Source organism: Streptococcus infantis, from assembly GCF_047460875.1.
Classification (GTDB): domain Bacteria; phylum Bacillota; class Bacilli; order Lactobacillales; family Streptococcaceae; genus Streptococcus; species Streptococcus infantis_AA.
Map to the genome: position 1 here is coordinate 356,034 of NZ_JASHFI010000001.1, position 18,292 is coordinate 374,325.

An 18,292-nucleotide genomic window follows, 5' to 3' on the forward strand; every position below is an offset into this window, starting at 1 on the left:
TTTTCTAGTTAAAAAGCCTATTCCCAAGTCTTTTTAGCAAAAACATCAACCATCTCTATCAAAAAAAGAAACCAAGATAAAAATCTTAGTTTTCTTTTCCTTTAATTTGATTTGTGGTCACATCTTCACCAAACCATTTCTTGCTTATTTCTTGGAATTTACCTTCTTGATAGAGTTCCACAAAAGCTTTATTCAAATTTGCTAACAAGGTCTTATCAGCTGGTCTCACACCAACTGCAAAAGACTCACTCTCAAAACCAGCAGGAAAAATCTCATACTGGTCTAAAATTCCTTCAGTTTCAAGATAATAATTTGCGTAAACACGGTCGATTAAAAGAGCATCAATCCGATCATTTTGCAAGTCAATCAAGGCCTCAGTAAAGCTTTGATATTGGTTAGCCTTCTGATCTTTTACGATATTTTTCAAAAGGTCAGGCTGAGCTAAAAAATCTAGATAACCAGAAGATCCTGCCTGGGCACCCAAAACCTTGCCTGTCATATCAGACACTGATTGTATATTCTGAGATTTCTTAGAGACTAGAACCTGCTGATTTTCCATGTAAGGAATGGTAAAAGCAACCTTCTCACGGCGTTCATCAGTCGCTGAATATCCATTCCAGATAGCATCAATGGTGCCGTTTTGAAGTTCGGTTTCCTTCATGTCCCAATCAATGGGTTGAAACTGTACCTTGAAACCAAGTTTCTCAGAAACAGCCTGTGCTAAATCAATGTCAAATCCAGCATATTGCCCATTCTTTTCTTCAAAGCCCATGGGAACAAAGGTATTGTCAAACCCGATGGTAATGGTTCCCTGTTCTTGGTATTTGTCCCAATTATCGACTTTGGGATCACTAGCTTTTTGTGTGCATCCTACCAGGAAAAAAGCCATAAAGAATACAAAAACAAGGCTGATTTTCTTTCGATTCATAGACACCTCCTACTTAGGCTCTACTTTGAGAATCTGGTCAGCAATATTCTCTGCAAACTGGAGATCGTGAGTCACTACAATCTGAGTCATGCCTAATTCTCGATTTTGTAGAATCAGTTTTTCAACCTCAAGACGCAACTCAGGGTCAAGGGCTGAAGTTGGTTCGTCATAACCAATCACTTCAGGATCTATCATCATAGCGCGTGCTAAGGCAACCCGTTGCTTTTGACCACCAGATAATGAGTATGGATAAGCATCTGCGTGAGCTTCGAGCCCCAGACGAGCGAGTAAGTCGGTTGCCTTCTTCTTGGCATCTGCTTCAGACATCCCCATAGTTTTGATGGGTGACAAAATCAAGTTCTCCATAACGGATAAGTGTGGAAAAAGCTGAAAATCTTGAAAAACAAAACCTAACAAGTGACGCTTTTCAAGTTCATCCAAAGGTAGGGATTCTCCATTATAAAAAATCTCACCTGAATCAATGGTTTCAAGTCCAGCTAACATTCTAAGTAAGGTTGTCTTCCCACCACCAGAAGGTCCAACAATAGCCAAAATCTGCTTTTCAGGAATTTTTAAATTGAAATTGGATAAAATTTCTTTTTTTCCAAATTTTTTGCTGATATTTTTTAACTCTAACATGGATAACCTCCTATCTATAGTAGCTAAACTTTTTCTCAAGTTTCTTAGCTATAATCGTAACAATACCAATCATGAGAAGATAGATGGCTCCTGCTAGAAACATTGGAATCAAGCTCGCATCACGATTGGCTGCAGTACGACTAGCTAGGATTAAATCTGAAATACCGAGTGCATAGACTAAAGAAGTATCTTTAACCAAACTCATAACCTCGTTAAATACACTTGGTAAAACAATCTTAGTGACCTGAGGCAAGATAATATAGCGGACGGTATCGATAGGTTTGAATTTCAAAACCTTAGCTGCTTCATATTGTCCTTGAGGAATCGTTGCAATCCCTCCACGGAATATTTCTGCAAAATAGGCTGCATAATTAAGCGTGAAGGCAATAATCGCTGCTGGTACCCGATCAAGTCGAATCCCGATACTTGGCAAAACATAATAGATAAAGATTAACTGCAAGAGCAAGGGTGTCCCACGCATCACCCAGATATAAACATCAATCATGTAATGGAGGGGTTTCCAATGGACCTGTAAGCAAAAGGCAACCAAAATACCTAAAGGAATTGAAAAGAGTAAGACCAGTGCAAATACTTGTAAAGTCATTGTCGCTCCGCTCAATAAACTAGGTAATATCTCAAATAAGTAAGACATACTCCACCTCCTAAAAATAATTGTTCCTATTATAGCATAAATAAACATAAACACAAAATATTTCTGAAATTTTCATGAATTTCCAATCTTTCATAGTCAGATTCTCTAGAAAAATCACTATTTTTATCGAAAAATTTCACTTCTTATTTTACTTCTTAGACAAATAGTTCAGATGTCACAAAATGAGAATAGATTCCTTCCGTTTCTCGTCAATTTCATGGTATAATAGATGCATGATGACAATAGTATTATTAATTTCTGCCTATCTGTTGGGTTCCATCCCTTCAGGATTTTGGATTGGACTAGCCTTCTTTAATATAAATTTACGTGAACATGGTTCTGGCAATACTGGAACAACCAATACCTTCCGTATTTTAGGTAAAAAAGCGGGTATGGCAACCTTCGTGATAGACTTTTTCAAAGGAACCATCGCAACCTTGCTTCCCCTTATCTTCCATGTACAAGGAATCTCTCCTCTAATTTTTGGTCTCTTAGCCGTAATCGGGCATACTTTCCCAATTTTTGCAGGATTTAAGGGAGGTAAAGCTGTCGCAACCAGTGCTGGAGTCATTTTCGGATTTGCTCCTCTATTTTGCCTCTATCTAGCAGTTGTCTTCTTTGGAACTCTATATCTAGGAAGCATGATTTCTCTCTCTAGTGTTACTGCTGCCCTTGCTGCTGTTTTGGGAGCTCTAGTTTTTCCACTCTTCGGCTTTATCTTAAGTAATTACGATCTCCTCTTCACTCTTATTATCATAGCACTCGCGGGAATTGTAATCATACGTCATAAGGATAATATCAATCGTATTCAAAACAAAACTGAAAACCTAGTTCCTTGGGGGCTAAATCTCACCCATCAAAACCCTAAAAAATAGAGAAGATGATGGAACAAAAAAATGAAGTTTTCACCAGAGTTTCATTTCAAATACTAAAAAACGAGGTCGGGATTTTTCCCAACCTCGTTTGTGTTTATTTAGATTTGATATAGTTGATACCATCCGCCTTCGGCGCAACAGCTTTTCCAAAGAAGGCTGCTAGGACGACGATGGTCAAGAGATATGGTGCAATCTGCAAGTAAACAGTTGGAACTCCTTGTAAGAAAGGAAGTTGTGAACCAATAACTGCCAAACTCTGTGATAGTCCGAAGAAGAGACTTGAAAGCATAGCTCCGACAGGATTCCACTTACCAAAGATCATAGCTGCAAGAGCGATAAATCCTGGTCCTACAATCGTTGTAACTGAGAAATTGACGGAAATTGACTGAGCATAGATAGCTCCTCCGATCCCTCCAAGGAAGCCTGAAATCACAACTCCAAGATATCTCATCTTGTAGACATTGATACCCAAAGTATCTGCTGCTTGTGGATGTTCACCAACTGAACGAAGGCGAAGTCCAAAGCGTGTTTTGAAAAGGATAAACCATGCTAAGAATGAGAAAGCAATTGCAAGGTAACCAAGTAAACTGGTTGACTTGAAGAAGATATCTCCTAGAAATGGAATATTGGCCAAGACTGGGAAATCAAAACGTCCAAAGGTTTGAACCAAGTTGTCCGTTTGCCCCTTGTTATAAAGGACTTTTACCAAGAAAACAGCCAAGGCAGGCGCCATCAAGTTTAGCACAGTACCACTGACAACATGGTCAGCACGGAAATGAATTGTAGCCACTGCGTGAATGAGCGAGAAGATAGCTCCGACTAATCCACCAACTAGAAGAGCCAACCAAGGAGTCGCTGCTCCTAAATCTTGAGCAAATTCAAGGTTAAAAACAACTCCAGAAAAGGCACCCATGACCATGATTCCTTCAAGACCAACGTTAACAACTCCACCACGTTCAGAGAAAACTCCTCCGATACTTGTGAAAATAAGTGGTGCTGAGTAAATCAACATTGAAGAAACCATAAGGGTTAACATTGTTGTAATCGACATCCTTATTTACCTCCTTTAAGTTGTTTTCTTGGTTTGACAAAGCGTTCGATGATGTAGTGAACGCTGACAAAGAAGATAATTGAGGCTGTAACGATACTTACAAGCTCAGATGGCACTTGAGCAGCATTCATACCAGGTGCTCCAACTTGAAGTACTCCGAACAAGAAGGCTGCAAATAGAATTCCAATCGGTGAGTTTGCAGCGAGTAGACTAACCGCCATTCCGTTAAAGCCGATCGCCAATGATGAACCTTGGACATAAACGTTTTGGAAGGTCCCGAGTCCTTCTACTGCTCCACCTAGACCTGCAAGGGCACCTGAGATAATCATTGATAGGATGATGGTGCGTTTAGCTGAAATACCTGCATATTCAGAAGCATTCGGATTGAGACCAACTGCACGGATTTCAAAACCGAGAGTTGTCTTCTTAAGCAAGAACCAAATAACTGCTACTGCAATGATAGCAAAGAAAATACCAATGTTCATCCGAGAATTTCCAGTTAACTCAGCAAGCCATGGTGTCTGATAGGTTGCATTGGCACTAACACGAATGGATGAGTCAGTACTCTGCATAATATCTTTAGGGAAGTGGTGGATAAGGGCATTCCCCACATAAAGAACAATGTAGTTCATCATGATGGTAACAATAACCTCAGATGTTCCAAGATAAGCTCTAAGAACACCTGGAATCGCACCAACAATCCCCCCTGCAACTAGCGCAATGATAATGGTTGCGAGAATCAGCAAAGGACGTGGCATATCAGGATGAGTCAGGGCAAACCAGCCACTAAGAACCCAACCCGCGAGGGCTTGCCCAGGAAGCCCAACGTTAAAGAAGCCAGCACGACTTGCAACTGCAAACCCTAGAGCGATCAAGACTAACGGACCCATAGCACGGAAAATTTCACCGATACCACGAACACTACCAAAGGCCGTATAGAACAATTCTTCATAGCCCCAGATGGCATCATAGCCAAAAATCCACATGACGATGGCTCCAAGCAAGATTCCAAGGAAAACAGAAATCAAGGGAACCGAAATTTGTTGTAATTTTTTAGACATCACTCTTCTCCTTTTCCAAGTTACCACCAGCCATCAAGACACCAAGCTCTTGCTTGTTGGTTGTTTCTGGTGTCACAATCCCTTGAATCTTACCATCGTGGATAACGGCAATTCTGTCAGAGACATTTAAAATCTCATCCAACTCAAAGCTGACTACAAGGACAGCCTTACCATTATCACGTGCTTCAATCAAGCGTTTGTGAATGTACTCAATGGCACCGACATCCAGACCACGAGTTGGTTGGCTGACGATAAGGAGATCAGGATCTCGATCAATTTCGCGAGCGATAATCGCTTTTTGTTGATTTCCTCCTGAGAGTGCTGCTGCTGGTACTATCTCACTAGCGGCACGAACATCAAACTCTTCCATCAATTTTTTAGCATGAGACATGATATTTGTGTAATTAAGAATTCCATTCTTGCTAAGTGGTTCTTTGTAATAGGTTTGTAGAGCGATATTTTCTGAAATCATCATATCCAAAACCAAGCCATCACGATGGCGGTCTTCTGGAACGTGTCCCACACTCATTTCAGTGATTTGACGAGGATGTAAACCAGAGATAGATTGACCTTTTAACTCTACGCTACCTGACTCAATTTTACGAAGTCCTGTAATAGCTTGGATCAACTCAGACTGCCCATTTCCATCAATCCCGGCAATCCCAACAATCTCACCAGCTCGAACATCGAGTGAAAGATTTTTAACTGCTGGAACCCCACGGTTTTCATTGACTACTAAATCTTTGATAGATAGTACAACTTCTTTTGGTTGAGCTGGCTGTTTCTCAGTTTTGAAGGAAACCGAACGCCCGACCATCATTTCTGCCAGGTCAGCATTGGTTGCACCAACAATCTCAACAGTCTCGATAGATTTACCACGACGGATAACTGTAACACGGTCAGACACAGCACGAATTTCATCCAACTTGTGAGTAATAAGGATGATTGATTTGCCTTCCTTAACTAGGTTCTTCATGATAGCCATCAACTCATCAATTTCTGATGGTGTTAAAACAGCAGTCGGTTCGTCAAAGATAAGAATGTCTGCTCCACGATAGAGAGTCTTCAAAATCTCAACACGTTGTTGAGCTCCGACAGAGATATCCGCTACCTTAGCAGAGGGATCTACCGCCAAACCATAGCGTTCAGACAATTCATTGATTTCTCGAGTTGCGCGAGCAATATCTAGCACACCGTTTTTGGTCAATTCACTTCCCAAAATGATATTTTCAGCAACTGTGAAGGCCTCAACCAACATAAAGTGTTGGTGAACCATCCCAATCCCTAGACTAGCAGCTTTCGATGGTGAATCCAGTTTAACAACCTGTCCATTTACTACAATTTCACCACTAGTTGGTTCAAGTAGCCCCGCTAGCATATTCATAAGCGTGGACTTACCTGCTCCATTTTCTCCTAAAAGTGCATGAATCTCACCTTTACGAAGTTCTAGGTTGATCTTGTCGTTAGCGACAAACTCACCAAAGACCTTGGTAATTTCACGCATCTCAATGACATTTTCGTGTGCCATGTGCTCTTCCTTTCAGAGTTTTATTTTGTTTCAATAAAACTTGTTAAAATGAAATCTTAACAAGCTCTATTGAGACAAAATTAATTTGCTCCAATTCTTAAAGAAGCGGCCCCAGGCCGCTTCCTAAGAAATGACTTCCTTTATTTATTTTTCAGGAACTTTGATGCTACCATCAAGGATTTTAGCTTTTGCATCTTCAACAGCTTTTTTACCTTCTTCAGAAAGGTTAGTTACTGCCAAGTCAACACCTTTATCCTTCAATGAGTAAACGATAACTTGACCACCAGGGAATTCACCTTTTTCAGCCTTGTTTGAGATATCTTGAACTGTTGTTCCAACTTGTTTCAATGTAGAAGCAAGCACGAAGTTAGCTTCTTTACCGTCTTTAGAAGTATATTTACCTTCTTCAACTTGGTCACGGTCTACACCGATAACCCAAACTTTTTCGTCTTCATTTTTGCTTTCATTCAAAGATTTAGCTTCTGAGAAGACACCTGCTCCAGTACCACCAGCTGCTTGGTAGATAACGTCTGCACCTGCAGCGTATTGAGCAGCAGCGATTGTTTTACCTTTAGCGGCATCACCAAATGAACCAGCGTAGTCAACTTGTACTTTGATAGATGGGTCAACTGACTCAACACCAGCTTTGAAACCAGCTGCGAAACGAGAAATAACTTCAGATTCCATACCACCTACAAAACCAACTTGTTTAGTTTTTGTAGTTTTAGCAGCTGCTACACCAGCAAGGTAAGCTGCTTCGTTGTCAGCAAATGTTACGCTGGCAACGTTCTTTTGATCTTTAATGACATCGTCAATCAAAACATAGTTTTTATCTGCGTGTTCTTTTGCTGCTTCTTCAACAGCGTTGTGAAGGGCAAAACCAACACCAAAAATCAAGTTGTAGCTTCCAGCTGCTTGATTCAAGTTGTTAGCGTAGTCAGCTTCACTTGTTGATTGGAAGTAAGTAAAGCCATTATCTTTTGAAAGATTGTGCTCTTTACCCCAAGCTTGAAGCCCTTCCCAAGCTGATTGGTTGAATGATTTGTCATCAACACCACCTGTATCTGTAACGATAGCTGCTTTAGTCTTCACATCAGAAGAAGATGAAGCTGCGTTACGAGAAGAGCGATTACCACATGCAGCAAGTCCAAATGCTGCTACTGCAACTAGACCAAGGCCTAGCCATTGTTTCTTGTTCATTACTGAACCTCCTAAATAAGATGCGCAACAAAGTTGCAAGTATGGATTGATTGGCCACAAGGACCTTGTCACTCAGAGAGTGACACAGACTATTGCAAGTCTGTAAAAGAATATGGAAGTAATTCCCCGACCGTCATCTCGACCGTCGATTTATCTTTGGCAACTAGAGTCACCTTTAGATCTGGTTTAAAAAATTCGACCATGACTTGGCGACAAGCACCGCAAGGCGAAATTGGTTTTTCAGTTTGACCATAGACAATCAATTCTGAAAAGTCTCGTTGTCCTTCAGAAACCGCCTTAAAGATTGCCGTCCTTTCGCCACAGTTGGTCAAGGGATAGCTAGCATTTTCAATGTTAACCCCTGTATAGATACTTCCGTCCTTGGCAACCAAAACGGCACCAATTGGAAAGTGTGAATAGGGTACATAGGCGTTTTTACTAGTTTCAATCGCTAAATCAATCAACTCAGTAGTCGCCATCAGCTAACTCTCCTTTTAAGATTGCTACACCAGAAGATGTCCCGATACGTGTAGCCCCCGCTTCAACAAAGGCAACTGCATCTGCATAAGAACGAGCTCCTCCAGCAGCCTTAACACCCATATCAGGTCCAACTGTCTGACGCATTAATTGAACATCTGGCAAAGTAGCTCCTCCTGTTGAGAACCCTGTTGAAGTCTTGACAAAGTCTGCTCCTGCTTTCTGGGCTAGCTGGCAAGCCAGAACTTTTTCCTCATCAGTTAACAAACAAGCCTCGATAATAACCTTAACGAGTCTATCTCCGCTTGCTTCAACAACTGCTCGAATATCTGACTCAACTAATGCAGCATTTCCTGATTTGAGTGCACCAACATTGATAACCATATCAATTTCGTCAGCACCATTTTGGATTGCTTCTTTGGTTTCATAAGCCTTGACAGCTGAAGTTGTGGCTCCAAGAGGGAAGCCTACTACTGTACAAACCTTGACATCAGTATCTACGAGTGCAGTTTTTGCATGTGAAACCCAGCAAGGATTGACACAAACACTGGCAAAATCATAGTCTTTAGCTTCAGATAACAAACGATCGATTTGCTGTTCGGTAGCATCTTGCTTTAAAAGCGTATGATCAATGTATTTATTTAGTTTCATTTCGTTTTTTCCTTAAATTAGGAGATAATTTCAATGATTTCACGTGTTTTTATCGCTTCATCACTTATCTTAATTTTAACATAATTTTGGAAATCTGTAACTAGTTCCGGAGAAATTTTCCCATTTGTATATACTTTTGCGACAATTTCACCCTGTTTGACCGAATCTCCCACTTTCTTCTCAAAGACGATACCTGTCTCATAGTCAAGGGCATCTGTTTTAACTGCACGACCAGCACCCAATCTCATGGCAAAAAGACCAAACTCCATGGCTGGAAGTTCTGCGATAATACCATCCTCCTGAGCAGGAATGTCAACTACATGGTCAACTTTTACTGGACGATAGAGGTCTTCTAGGTCTCCACCCTGAGCTAGAATCATCTCTTCAAATTTCTTGAGTGCCTGACCGTTTTCAAGATGTTGCCTTACTTCCTCGACAGTTTTTTCAACATTTGCTAAAGATAGCATAATCTGGGCTAGCTCGCAGATAAAGTGGCTAATATCTTGACGTCCTTTACCTTGAAGAATTTCCAGTGCTTCTAGGATTTCTAAACGGTTACCAATGGCGCGTCCCAAAGGTTGACTCATATCTGTAATAACTGCTACTGTCTTACGACCTACCGCCTTACCAAGGTTTACCATGGTTTGAGCAAGTTGGCGTGCCTCGTCAACTGTTTTCATAAAGGCACCTTCACCCACTGTTACATCAAGTAAGATAGCATCAGCTCCAGCAGCAATTTTTTTACTCATGACCGAACTAGCAATCAAAGGAATAGTATCAACTGTTGCCGTCACATCACGAAGGGCATAGAGAAGCTTATCAGCCTTAACTAGTTGATCGGACTGGCCAATGACTGAAACACCAATATCTTGAACTTGTTTGATAAATTCATCCTGATTTCGTTCAATCTGAAAACCTTTTATGGATTCTAATTTATCGATAGTACCGCCCGTGTGGCCTAAGCCCCTACCGCTCATCTTAGCCACTGGGACATCAAAACTGGCTACCAAGGGTGCTAGAATTAAAGTTACCTTGTCACCGACACCACCCGTAGAGTGTTTATCGACCTTAATACCTTCAATAGCGGATAAATCAAATTCCTGACCTGTCTTCACCATATTCATGGTTAAGTCAGAAATCTCTCTAGTGGTCATGCCTTTAAAATAAACAGCCATGGCAAAAGCTGACATCTGGTAGTCAGGAACAGTTCCTGCAACATAACCTTCAATCAACCATTGGATTTCGTTCGAACTAAGTTCTTGCCCGTCTCTTTTTTTCTGGATTAGATCTACTGCTCTCATTCTTTCACACTTCTAAGGATATAATATCCCTTATCTTTTTTTACAATCTCGCAATTGCCAAATACATCTTCCATCTTACTTTTGGCACTAGGAGCTCCTTGTTTCTTTTGGATGACAATAGTCAAATCTCCACCGTCTACTAAAAAGTCTATACTTTTTTCGATGATTTCGTGAACTACTTGCTTGCCTGCACGTATGGGCGGATTCGAAATGACATGGTTAAATTGTCCTTCTACCTGCTCATAAATATTAGACTGGAAAATAGTCGCTTGAACCTTGTTTTTTACTGCATTTTGCTGGGCTAAATCCAGGGCACGGTTATTGATATCCACCATAGTCGCCTGGGCATCATAAGCCTTAACCAAAGACAAGCCTATTGGACCGTAGCCACAACCAACATCAAGAATTTTTTCACCTTTTTCAACATCAAGGCATCTTAACAACAACTGACTTCCGAAGTCAATCATTTTTTTACTAAAGACACCAGCATCTGTTAAAAAGGTCATCTTTTGCCCAAGGAGCTCAACTCTAAGTTCGTGAACATCATGGGCTGCATCTGGATTTTCTGCATAATACATTTTACTCATAGTTCTATTTTACCACAAAAATAAGTTATTTGTAAATCGTTTTCAAAGGTATCAAGCCCTTAAATCATGTTGTATTTCCACAAAAATAATATAAGTTCTGATTAGCATTAGGGCCCTAGTAAAAAGCTCCCTACTGCCATGGTAATCGGAAAAGCAAAGATACAAGCTAAACCAAAAAAGAAGAGCCACCACTTTCTTTCAAAGAATGCTAGCACAAGGTAGCCAAGACCTATGAGGGGCAATAAAATAAAAAGGACAAAAATAGTCCAGTTATAGGAGTGAAGTCCGATAGAAAAGGAAAAATTAATCCAGTTTGGTGATAACCATAAGACAACTACAAACAGACTGATCAAAACCAAGATCTTATCTCTTAATCTCGTTTTCATCTTAGCACCTCCTTTATAGGTTTTCCCACTTATATTTTAACAAAGAAAGTGCTTTTTCTCAAATGGTCGGATGTCATTCTTTCCAAAATATGGTATACTAAGATATCAAACGAGGATATAGTATGACCAACGAATTTTTACATTTTGAAAAGATAAACCGCGAAACTTGGCAATCCTTGCATCGCAAAACAACTCCTCCCTTGACCGAGGAAGAATTAGATTCAATCAAGAGTTTCAATGACCAGATTAGCCTACAAGATGTTACTGATATCTATCTGCCACTGGCACATCTGATTCAGATTTACAAACGTTCCAAAGAAGACCTTGCCTTTTCAAAAGGCATTTTCCTTCAAAGAGAGAGCAAAAAACAGCCCTTTATTATTGGAGTTTCAGGAAGTGTTGCCGTAGGTAAGTCAACTACTAGTCGACTCTTGCAAATTTTGCTTTCTCGTATAGTCCCTGGAGCAAGTGTTGAACTGGTTACTACGGATGGTTTTTTATACCCAAACAGTGTCTTAATTGAGCAAGACATTCTCAACCGCAAGGGTTTTCCTGAGAGCTACGACATGGAAGCTTTGCTCAATTTCCTAGACCAACTTAAAAATGGGCAGGATGTTGATATCCCTGTTTATTCCCATGAAATCTATGATATTGTCCCTGGTCAAAAACAACGAGTAGAAGCCGCTGATTTTGTCATTGTTGAGGGAATCAACGTATTCCAAAATCCCCATAATGCCCGTCTCTATATTACTGATTTCTTTGACTTTTCAATCTATGTCGACGCCGCAGTCGAGGATATTGAAAGTTGGTATTTGGATCGTTTCTTAAAACTTTTGAGCTTTGCTCAAGATGATCCAGGTAACTATTACTATCGTTTCACTCAACTTCCTCTTAGTGAAGTCAAGGATTTTGCCCACCAAGTTTGGACCAGTATCAACCTAACCAATCTCCAGAATTACATTGAACCGACACGAAATCGTGCCGAGGTCATTCTCCATAAATCTAAAAATCACGAAATTGATGAAATTTACTTAAAAAAATAATTTTCCCTTGTCAAAACGTAAGTTTTCAGATATAATGGTATAGTTAGTAAAAATGGAGGTAAGAACATTGGCAAACATTAAATCAGCTATCAAACGCGCTGAATTGAACGTTAAACAAAACGAAAAGAACTCAGCTCAAAAATCAGCTATGCGTACTGCTATCAAAGCTTTTGAAGCAAACCCATCTGAAGAACTTTACCGTGCTGCCAGCTCAGCTATCGATAAAGCAGAAACTAAAGGTTTGATCCACAAAAACAAAGCTAGCCGTGATAAAGCACGTCTTGCAGCTAAACTTGGTTAATCATTAGCTGCATACAAAATGAGCTCCTCGGAGCTTTTTTTGTGCACATTTTCTGGAGGTTATTATGAAAATAGCTATCATTGGATATTCTGGATCAGGCAAATCCACTCTGGCAGAAAAACTAGCTAATCACTACTCTACCCCCAAACTTCATATGGATACTCTCCAATTTCAGCCAGGGTGGCAAGATAGTGACCGCGACTGGATGCTGAACGAAATGAAAACTTTTCTAGCCAACAACGAAAACTGGGTCATTGATGGAAACTACTCTTGGTGTTGCTATGAGGAAAGAATGGAGCAAGCTGACCATATCATCTTTTTAAACTTCTCTGCTTGGAATTGTCTGCTAAGAGCCTTTAAGCGGTATTTAAAGTACAGAGGAAAAGTGAGAGAAAGTATGGCTAAGGGATGCCCCGAGCAATTCAATTGGGAATTTATCCGTTGGATTCTCTGGGATGGACGTACAAAAAATGCTAAGGATAGATACCAACACTTAAACAATACTTACGGAGAAAAGATGCGCATTCTCCATTCTCAAGCAGAGATTGATTGTTTCTTGAAAGCTCTTAAAAATAAATGATAGAGTAACATTTCATTAAAGTCAGCATGGACTGAATGACTAAAAAAGAGAGTGGGACAGAAATCGGTAATTCGTTAGAATTCGATTTCGTCATCCCACCTCCGCACAGTTGAGTAGGGCTGTAAAAGCTGATGAAATCAGCGTAGTAGAGCCCACTCAACCACTGCGTCTTGCTCGACAATTGAGAGGCTAGGACTTTTGTCCCAGCCTCTTTTCTGTTTCATTTTATTCAACAATCAAGAAGAACTCAATCAATTTATCAATCAAATATGAGATCCCCTGAGGAATGGAGCGAACCTTGTTCATAGTTTCTGAGTTCATGATACAAAAAAACTGAAGGAAGTATAGTCCTACTTCTTTCAGTTTTTTATTGTCTCAATTTAGAAAAAACTTCTCCAATCTTCCCTTCGATAACTAAATCAGCTTGGCTATCTTGAGGAGTGCTGGACTTGTTGATAACGACAAGATTTGATCCTGAAAAATAATTGATTAGGCTAGCTGCAGGGTAAACAACTAAGGAAGTTCCACCAATGATCAACAAATCTGCTTGCTGAATGGCTCGAGCTGCTCTACTAAATACATCCATATCTAGCGCTTCCTCATAAAGGGTCACATCAGGTTTGACCACCTTGCCACAATCTAAGCAGTGGGGAACTGGACCTTCAAGTGCCAAAAATGCATTCAAATCATAAAAGCGATGACAGCCCAAACAGTAATTACGATCTGCACTACCATGCAGTTTCAAAACTTTTTCAGAACCCGCCATTTCATGCAAGCTATCAATATTTTGCGTCACAATCGCCTTTAATTTACCTGTTTTTTCCAACGATGCTAGATAATCATGTGCTAAATTCGGCTTGGCATCTGGATAGAGGAGATACTTTTTGTAGAAGTCAAAAAAATCCTCTGGATAGCGTTCAAACATAGTGCGTGAAACCAGTTGCTCGGCAGTAAAATGGCGACCTAGTTTCAAACTATATATACCATCTGAACTACGAAAATCTGGAATATTAGACTCTGTAGAAACCCCTGCACCACCGAAAAAGACAATTCTCTGACTTTGATCAATAATACCTTGTAGTTGTTCAATTTTATCCATTTTGTACTCCTAGGAATTTTCAAGTTAAAAAGTTGAAAGCCTTGACTTCTTGTCAACTTGGCTTCCAACTTCATTTGATTATGATTTAGATATTAAACTGACTAGTCTCGTTCCTTTGACACAATTAGGCTTTCTTCAATTTCCTTATTCTTACCTATTTCAGGATTGATTCATTGTTGGTGGTTATCATTTTGAGAACAAGAGAAATCATTCTGAATATAGCCTACCTTTAGTCAGCAATCAATGTTTCCAAACCAACCTTCATCATATCAGTGAAGGTGTTTTGACGTTCTTCTGCTGTAGTGTCCTCATCTGGATTGACCAAACTATCTGAAATAGTCATGATAGCAAGGGCATCAACATGATGTTGAGCTGCAAGATAATACAGCGCTGCCGCTTCCATTTCCACCGCTTTTACTCCCCACTTACCAAGCTCAATGTTCTTTTCAAAGTAGTTTGAATAAAAGACATCAGATGACAAAACGTTCCCAACGTGGGTTGTCATACCGAGATTTTTGGCAATATGATAAGCCTTATCTAGCAAATCAAAGCTAGCAATTTGAGGAAAATCATACATAGGCCAGTCGTTGCGGATGATGTTTGAATTGGTAGCAGCGGCTTGTGCTAAAACTAATTCACGAACATGGACATCTTCATTCAAAGAACCAGCAGTTCCCACACGGATTAATTTCTTCACTCCGTAGTCGACAATCAACTCGCGCGCATAAATAGAGATGGATGGCATCCCCATTCCTGTTCCCATAACAGATATACGGTGACCCTTGTAAGTACCAGTGTAACCAAACATGTTACGCACTTCGTTAAAACAAACAGCATCTTCAAGGAAATTTTCCGCAATAAACTTAGCACGAAGAGGATCCCCAGGAAGAAGAATTTTATCAGCAATTTCACCTTGCTTAGCAGCAATATGGATAGACATAATTTATGATACAAAGAGCGACCAGAAAGCGACTGAAAATTAGGAATCTGACGAGAAATCCTGATTTCTCAGTCAGATTATCTATTTTCCGAGCTTTCCGCTCGTGTTCAAATTAGAACACACGCTCTACCTTTCTTTTTTATTAATAGGACAGGCGACGGAGAACAAAGTAAAAATAGGAAACTGACGACGCATCGCAGATGCTAGACAGTTTATCTTTTTTACACAGTTCTCCGCCCGTATTCAGTTCAGCAAATACGGTTAACCCATCCTTTCTTTATTAAATGATATTGATTATAAATTTAAAATATATTTTGGATTAGAAAAACTAGAGTATTCTTATTAATTTTCTATTATCCTTGTCTTTGGTCGTAAGTATTTCTCCCAAGGGATTCGGTCCAGCATTTTAGCAAAACCAAATGCCAAGTAAGCAGTCACCAAAAGAAAAGGTATAGCCTCAAATGACTGACCAGTGAACCCCATTACCAATCCACTTGCAGATAGGGGTGCCTTCAAGGTCACAGCTAAAAAGCAAACCGAACCTAATAGTAAGACTGCTGGCTGGTTGCCACTACCTAAAATCATGGTCAAGAGTGCAGCTCCTGCCATCCCCAAGGCAAAAGATGGGGTCAAGGTACCACCATAGGCACCTGCCCAAAGGGTGACTAAAACGACCAAGGCTTTCAAGACAAATAAGAGGATTACCGTCTTGGCATTACTGCCGTTTAAAATTTCCTGAGCCATCATACGCCCATTACCAAGTAGATGAGGCAAATGGCTAGCCAATCCAACAAGGAAAAGGAATGTTACAGGCAGAGTATAGAGTATCCGCTTGTCCTTTATTCTCTTTAAAGAAGCTTGTTTGTTGAAGCGACTAAAAAGCCAAGCGAGTGGAGTCAGGAAAAGAACTAATAAGGGAACAAGCCACATATCACCTAGTGACCAAGTCAGAGCTGGAATCTGGTAGAGAGCATGATCTGAAACAACAAAGCCTGCTGTAAAGGCTGATACATATGTAGTCAGACCGACCAAGAAAAAACGTTTGACAGATAAAGCAATTCCCAAGGTTTCAAAAACGAAAAACACACTCGTTAACGGAACCTGATAGACAGCCGCTAAACCCGCGCTAGCTCCACAGGCAATGAGAAAGATTTGGTCCTTCACGGAGATAGAAAAAATATTGGCAATAGGTCTTGCAAATAATGCTCCAATCTCCCGTGGTGCAGCTTCCTTACCGATAGGTGCCCCTCCTCCAACTGCAATAATCTGCCAAATTGAATGAACTAGCTGTTTTAAAAAATGAAGTTTGTATTGTGATGTTTCATCTTTCATCTGCGCTTTGATGGAAAAAATCTTTGCTTTTCTTTGCAAGAAATACCAGATCAAGGCAGAACTGACACCCACGATGATTAAACTGAAGCCTATTCGTAATGAGGCAACACCATCTGTCAAGAATCCAGTGTTATGCTCTGTCTGACCAAAAGCAAGCCCTTCAACCAGCTCTAAAAGATAATGGAGCAAAATTCCGAATATACCTGTAACTAGCCCTAGTATGATAACCGCTAGGACTAATTTGAGGTTATATGGGATCTTCTGAAGACTCCTCCTCAACTCATGTACCATGATTATAATTCTGCAAGAATCGCTTTCAGCAATCCTTTGAAGTCGCCTTTGACGCGTTCTGTCACTTCCACTACTTCTTCGTGGTTGAGCTCTTCTTGGAAACCAGCAGCATGGTTAGTGATACATGAAATTCCTAGAACTTTCAAGCCTGAGTGGGCTGCCACAATAACTTCAGGAACAGTAGACATACCAACTGCATCCGCTCCCAATGTTTTATAGGCACGGATTTCAGCTGGAGTTTCATAAGTTGGGCCTGTCACACCGATATAAACCCCATCATCCAGTTTAATGCCCAATTTGTCTGCTACTTGATGAGCAGTCTCACGGTATTCTGGAGTGTAAGCTTTCGACATATCAGGGAAACGTGGACCAAAGTCATCCAAGTTTTCACCAATCAATGGGTTTTGACCAGTCATATTGATGTGGTCAGTAATAGCCATCAAGGTACCAGGACCGAAGCCGATACCTCCAGCAGCGTTAGTTACAATTACACCTTCGCAGCCCAAGACTTTCATAACACGGACAGGGAAAGTCACAACTTCAAGAGGATTTCCTTCGTAGAAGTGGAAACGACCTTGAAGAGCCAAGACTTTTCGACCTGCAAGGTCACCATAAACCAATTTACCAGCATGTCCGACTACTGTGGATTGACCCCAGTTTGGAATGTCAGAGTAGTCTACTACGACTGCATTTCCAATTTCTTCAGCCAATTCTCCAAGACCTGAACCAAGGATCAAACCGAACTCAGGAGCTTCGATTCCTTTGCCCTTCAAAAATGCTGCTGTTTCATTGATTTTATTTAATAATGTCATTAGGTATCTCCTTCTTTATGTTTTAAAAATTGACCAATTTTGTCAAAGGTATTAGCGTTACGAATGGTAATATTGCGATAGAAAGGCATCTTAAGCAAGTGCTTGTGATAAGCTGTTTTAGAGTAGCTAGCTTCTGACAATTTACCCCAGAAGATCCCTAATTTCCCAAAATGAAGCACTTCATCGACCAGTTCCAAACTGTTCACTTTCTCGATGACTTGATCCACATCCAAGCTCTCAGTGTAAAAGAGCACATCCTTGCGAGCCATCACATGATTCCACCAATCAGGAAGATTTCTAAGCTCCTTTTCATAGTCTTCAAGACTCAGCAAGGAAAAACTCTGAATAAATGGATAGCGTCTTTCAAAGAAAGCCTGTAAATTCTCTATTAATTTAGTTCTAGGCACAATGCTATTAAAGAAAATATTGCCACTATTGATGTAGGTTGCTACATTTTCTAATCCCAACTCCGTCAATTCTTGACGCAATTGAGCCATGACCACCTTGTTCTTTCCACCGACATTAATTCCCCTAACAAGTAGAGCGTAGCGAATCATC

General features: G+C 40.4%; 21 protein-coding genes. 4 read left to right on the forward strand and 17 right to left on the reverse strand.

Going from position 1 to position 18,292, the window contains the following annotated elements:
* Positions 1-85: 85 nt before the first annotated feature.
* From QM887_RS01755 to QM887_RS01765, 3 genes are read right to left on the reverse strand one after another with little or no spacing between them, the layout of a single operon-like run.
* The gene (locus tag QM887_RS01755) at positions 86-928 is read right to left on the reverse strand and encodes an amino acid ABC transporter substrate-binding protein (protein WP_414270223.1); all 843 of its coding nucleotides are present in this window, start codon (positions 926-928) and stop codon (positions 86-88) included.
* Between the two features lie 9 nt (positions 929-937).
* Positions 938-1,567, reverse strand: coding sequence for an amino acid ABC transporter ATP-binding protein (locus tag QM887_RS01760; RefSeq protein ID WP_320693386.1), 630 nt, complete (start codon positions 1,565-1,567; stop codon positions 938-940).
* A gap of 10 nt (positions 1,568-1,577) precedes the next feature.
* Positions 1,578-2,219, reverse strand: a complete 642-nt coding sequence (locus QM887_RS01765) for an amino acid ABC transporter permease (RefSeq protein ID WP_006155687.1) — start codon at positions 2,217-2,219, stop codon at positions 1,578-1,580.
* A gap of 233 nt (positions 2,220-2,452) precedes the next feature.
* Here QM887_RS01765 and plsY point away from each other — a divergent pair, with 233 nt between their 5' ends.
* Positions 2,453-3,094, forward strand: coding sequence for a glycerol-3-phosphate 1-O-acyltransferase PlsY (plsY, locus tag QM887_RS01770; RefSeq protein ID WP_414270224.1), 642 nt, complete (start codon positions 2,453-2,455; stop codon positions 3,092-3,094).
* Between the two features lie 94 nt (positions 3,095-3,188).
* Here plsY and QM887_RS01775 read toward each other — a convergent pair whose 3' ends face one another.
* The 9 genes from QM887_RS01775 to QM887_RS01815 all read right to left on the reverse strand — a co-directional run bounded on the left by QM887_RS01775 (position 3,189) and on the right by QM887_RS01815 (position 11,336).
* Positions 3,189-4,145, reverse strand: coding sequence for an ABC transporter permease (locus QM887_RS01775; RefSeq protein ID WP_414270225.1), 957 nt, complete (start codon positions 4,143-4,145; stop codon positions 3,189-3,191).
* A 2-nt stretch (positions 4,146-4,147) separates the two neighbouring features.
* Entirely contained in the window at positions 4,148-5,206 is a 1,059-nt protein-coding gene (locus QM887_RS01780) for an ABC transporter permease (RefSeq protein WP_414270226.1), read from the reverse strand.
* The gene (locus QM887_RS01785; protein ID WP_414270227.1) at positions 5,199-6,734 is read right to left on the reverse strand and encodes an ABC transporter ATP-binding protein; all 1,536 of its coding nucleotides are present in this window, start codon (positions 6,732-6,734) and stop codon (positions 5,199-5,201) included. The genes QM887_RS01780 and QM887_RS01785 overlap by 8 nt, the downstream gene beginning before the upstream one ends.
* 144 nt (positions 6,735-6,878) lie before the next feature.
* Positions 6,879-7,934: a BMP family lipoprotein gene (locus tag QM887_RS01790; protein ID WP_414270228.1), complete on the reverse strand. Its 1,056-nt coding sequence runs from the start codon at positions 7,932-7,934 to the stop codon at positions 6,879-6,881.
* 89 nt (positions 7,935-8,023) lie between these two features.
* Complete coding sequence (locus QM887_RS01795; RefSeq protein ID WP_414270229.1) at positions 8,024-8,413, reverse strand: cytidine deaminase; 390 nt, start codon at positions 8,411-8,413, stop codon at positions 8,024-8,026.
* On the reverse strand, positions 8,400-9,062 hold the full coding sequence (deoC, locus tag QM887_RS01800; RefSeq protein ID WP_414270230.1) for a deoxyribose-phosphate aldolase: 663 nt from the start codon (positions 9,060-9,062) through the stop codon (positions 8,400-8,402). The genes QM887_RS01795 and deoC overlap by 14 nt, the downstream gene beginning before the upstream one ends.
* Before the next feature lie 17 nt (positions 9,063-9,079).
* The gene (locus QM887_RS01805) at positions 9,080-10,363 is read right to left on the reverse strand and encodes a pyrimidine-nucleoside phosphorylase (RefSeq protein WP_414270231.1); all 1,284 of its coding nucleotides are present in this window, start codon (positions 10,361-10,363) and stop codon (positions 9,080-9,082) included.
* On the reverse strand, positions 10,360-10,950 hold the full coding sequence (locus QM887_RS01810) for a class I SAM-dependent methyltransferase (protein WP_142995334.1): 591 nt from the start codon (positions 10,948-10,950) through the stop codon (positions 10,360-10,362). The genes QM887_RS01805 and QM887_RS01810 overlap by 4 nt, the downstream gene beginning before the upstream one ends.
* Before the next feature lie 107 nt (positions 10,951-11,057).
* On the reverse strand, positions 11,058-11,336 hold the full coding sequence (locus QM887_RS01815) for a 1,4-dihydroxy-2-naphthoate prenyltransferase (protein WP_075229119.1): 279 nt from the start codon (positions 11,334-11,336) through the stop codon (positions 11,058-11,060).
* A gap of 122 nt (positions 11,337-11,458) precedes the next feature.
* On the opposite strand from QM887_RS01815, the gene coaA reads away from it, so the two are divergent.
* From coaA to QM887_RS01830, 3 genes are all read left to right on the forward strand, one after another.
* On the forward strand, positions 11,459-12,379 hold the full coding sequence (coaA, locus tag QM887_RS01820) for a type I pantothenate kinase (RefSeq protein WP_045763748.1): 921 nt from the start codon (positions 11,459-11,461) through the stop codon (positions 12,377-12,379).
* A 52-nt stretch (positions 12,380-12,431) separates the two neighbouring features.
* A complete protein-coding gene (rpsT, locus tag QM887_RS01825; RefSeq protein ID WP_029689628.1) occupies positions 12,432-12,680 on the forward strand; it encodes a 30S ribosomal protein S20 in 249 nt (82 codons plus the stop codon).
* Positions 12,681-12,744: 64 nt separating this feature from the next.
* Positions 12,745-13,260 (forward strand): DNA topology modulation protein, encoded by a 516-nt coding sequence (locus tag QM887_RS01830; RefSeq protein WP_414270232.1) that lies wholly within the window; start codon positions 12,745-12,747, stop codon positions 13,258-13,260.
* A gap of 367 nt (positions 13,261-13,627) precedes the next feature.
* Here the strand turns inward: QM887_RS01830 and QM887_RS01835 are convergent, their stop codons facing one another.
* The 5 genes from QM887_RS01835 to QM887_RS01855 all read right to left on the reverse strand — a co-directional run bounded on the left by QM887_RS01835 (position 13,628) and on the right by QM887_RS01855 (position 18,291).
* Positions 13,628-14,359 carry an NAD-dependent protein deacylase gene (locus QM887_RS01835; protein ID WP_075229122.1) on the reverse strand — a complete coding sequence of 244 codons (732 nt, stop codon included), beginning with the start codon at positions 14,357-14,359 and terminating at the stop codon, positions 13,628-13,630.
* 229 nt (positions 14,360-14,588) lie between these two features.
* Entirely contained in the window at positions 14,589-15,299 is a 711-nt protein-coding gene (gene deoD, locus QM887_RS01840; RefSeq protein ID WP_075229123.1) for a purine-nucleoside phosphorylase, read from the reverse strand.
* Between the two features lie 342 nt (positions 15,300-15,641).
* A complete protein-coding gene (locus tag QM887_RS01845) occupies positions 15,642-16,922 on the reverse strand; it encodes a chloride channel protein (RefSeq protein WP_414270233.1) in 1,281 nt (426 codons plus the stop codon).
* A gap of 2 nt (positions 16,923-16,924) precedes the next feature.
* A complete protein-coding gene (locus QM887_RS01850) occupies positions 16,925-17,734 on the reverse strand; it encodes a purine-nucleoside phosphorylase (protein ID WP_414270234.1) in 810 nt (269 codons plus the stop codon).
* Complete coding sequence (locus QM887_RS01855; RefSeq protein WP_414270235.1) at positions 17,734-18,291, reverse strand: DUF1697 domain-containing protein; 558 nt, start codon at positions 18,289-18,291, stop codon at positions 17,734-17,736. Before QM887_RS01855 ends, QM887_RS01850 begins: the two co-directional genes overlap by 1 nt.
* Position 18,292 lies beyond the last annotated feature (1 nt).